The organism is Microcoleus sp. OTE_8_concoct_300 (assembly GCF_031383065.1).
Classification (GTDB): domain Bacteria; phylum Cyanobacteriota; class Cyanobacteriia; order Cyanobacteriales; family Microcoleaceae; genus Microcoleus.
In genome coordinates, this window is sequence record NZ_JANMZH010000826.1 from 1 (window position 1) to 2,450 (window position 2,450).

The 2,450-nt window shown below is 45.5% G+C and carries 1 protein-coding gene and 1 CRISPR repeat array; the gene reads right to left on the reverse strand.

Annotated features, from left to right (window positions below; all coding sequences use genetic code 11):
* A CRISPR array of direct repeats spans positions 1-831; the repeat unit is 37 nt; unit sequence GCCGGAAAAAACCTAAAACCCTATCAGGGATTGAAAC.
* Positions 832-913: 82 nt separating this feature from the next.
* Entirely contained in the window at positions 914-2,116 is a 1,203-nt protein-coding gene (locus ACUVJL_RS36610) for a glycosyltransferase family 4 protein (RefSeq protein WP_445250303.1), read from the reverse strand.
* Positions 2,117-2,450: the final 334 nt, after the last annotated feature.

The window sequence follows — 2,450 nt, forward strand, 5'->3', positions numbered from 1 at the left end:
GCCGGAAAAAACCTAAAACCCTATCAGGGATTGAAACTACGCTCTGGAAATCTTGCTGTGGCTGATTCGCAGCCGGAAAAAACCTAAAACCCTATCAGGGATTGAAACAACGCTAATTCATGCTTGCCTGATAGAGCGGTAGCAGGCCGGAAAAAACCTAAAACCCTATCAGGGATTGAAACTTTGGAGGAAGGAAGAAGGCAGCAAGGCGCCGCAGCCGGAAAAAACCTAAAACCCTATCAGGGATTGAAACCCTGAAAAACCATTGTTAAACTGCTCAACATAAGTGCCGGAAAAAACCTAAAACCCTATCAGGGATTGAAACAAGCTTGCGCCCACAAGCTACGATTTTGATACCAGGCCGGAAAAAACCTAAAACCCTATCAGGGATTGAAACTTCTACGATCGAGGCGATCGTGTTGCAATCACAACAGCCGGAAAAAACCTAAAACCCTATCAGGGATTGAAACTGATAGCCATTTTTGTTAATTGTCGTTGTACCCAGCCGGAAAAAACCTAAAACCCTATCAGGGATTGAAACTTCGATCTGACTTTGCAGTCCTAGGCGTATCATTCGCGCCGGAAAAAACCTAAAACCCTATCAGGGATTGAAACCGATCTAGAGTTTCTTAATAGTTTGGCGTCTCGGAGCCGGAAAAAACCTAAAACCCTATCAGGGATTGAAACGTTTAAATTAGACACAGAGTGGCGGACGCAACGCCGGAAAAAACCTAAAACCCTATCAGGGATTGAAACTAGACTGTCCCGATGGAGAAAACAGGTGAAACAGATAAGCCGGAAAAAACCTAAAACCCTATCAGGGATTGAAACATAGACGTTGAGAGCGATAGCGCACCTTTGTTACTAGGCCGGAAAAAACCTATTTCCCCATCTAGGGCTTGAAACGCCCAAACTACAAAATTATTGGCTCAAAAATAGACTTCTCCTCTCTCTTTCCATCTCCTCCCATAACCTCAAGCAATCGATCGACAACCCGCCTCCAAGTAAAATTTTGGGCCACAAAACCCGGGCCCGCAACCCTAGCTTTCGCAGCGATTCCAGGCTGTTCGATCGCCCTTCGCATCAAATCAGTCAAATGTTCCCACTCAGGAGCTAAGATAAATAAAGTTTCCCCCTCGATCGCCACAGCCCTAAATTTACTTTCAATTGGCAGTGCAAAGTCCGATCGCGTAAAATCATCCGTCGGGCCGCCCTCGGTGCAAATAACCGGCAAACCGCAAGCAGCAGCTTCCAACACCGGCAGATTAAAACCTTCTGCTAAATACGGAGAAACATAAGCATCTGCTGCTTGGTAAAACTCAGCTATTCGAGCAAAAGATAGCTGCCCACCAGTATAAATTAATCTTGGTAAAACTCTCGCTCTTTCCGCATCGTTGAGCACAACTCGGCTGGCTTCCGCAATCTCGTCTCTCGACGGATAAAGCAGTTCAGAACCTTTTAAAACTAATCTCGCATGGGGATATTTGTCAACTACCGCAGCGAAGGCTTTTAATAAAGGGCGAATACCTTTGCGATCCGTTTGCCCTCCGATGTTTAAAAATATAAAATAGTTTGACCAGCCCAAGCTTTCGCGCAGCGATTGACGCCGATCGCCCGAGACAGGATAATAAATTTTAGGATCGATTCCCAAAGGTACCACGGCAATGCGATCGGCCTCCACACCGCTGCGAATTAACCCCGCTTTTGACCACGCCGACGGTGTAATAATTTTCGTTTCTGAATTAACCGCAGTTTCGGCGATCGACTTAACCCCCATCCCCTGCAATACTGTACTGGTAACAATCCCCCATTCTGTCGCTGCAAATACCCAAGTTGCCGCGCTGCTGGATGCCGAGAAGTCCCACGGGCAGTACATTCGCAGGGTAACATCCGCTGACTGATTTACCGCAGGGCTGTTAATGCTGCGGAGTAAAGTTTCATTGGGGCGATCGAACAAACTAAATTTCGTCTCCCAAGCAGCGTCTATATAGGGCATATCGCGGTGGAAAAGCTCAATTTGTCCTCGCGGGCGATCGAGCATTTCCAGCAGTTTAAATTGATTGGCTACGCAATAAGAATGATAAATAAAACGCCAGCCTTCAACAATAATCTGCAATTCAAAACTCCCGCTTTTGGAATTAAAAATTTAACTAATAATCAGACATTGGTAATTAGCAACTAGCACTCAGAAATTACCAATTACCAATTACCAATTACCAGAAAGAATTGATTTAAAGCCCAAAGCCCGATCGGGAGAAATTAAAAGAAGACTGTTCATTACTCCAATCCTCTTCCTTCCAGGTAGAGGTCGCTATCCCAGGTCAACTGTCAACTGTCAACTGTCAACTGTCAACTGTCAACTGTCAACTGTCAACTGTCAACTGTCAACTGTCAACTGTCAACTGTCAACTGTCAACTGTCAACTGTCAACTGTCAACTGTCAACTGTCA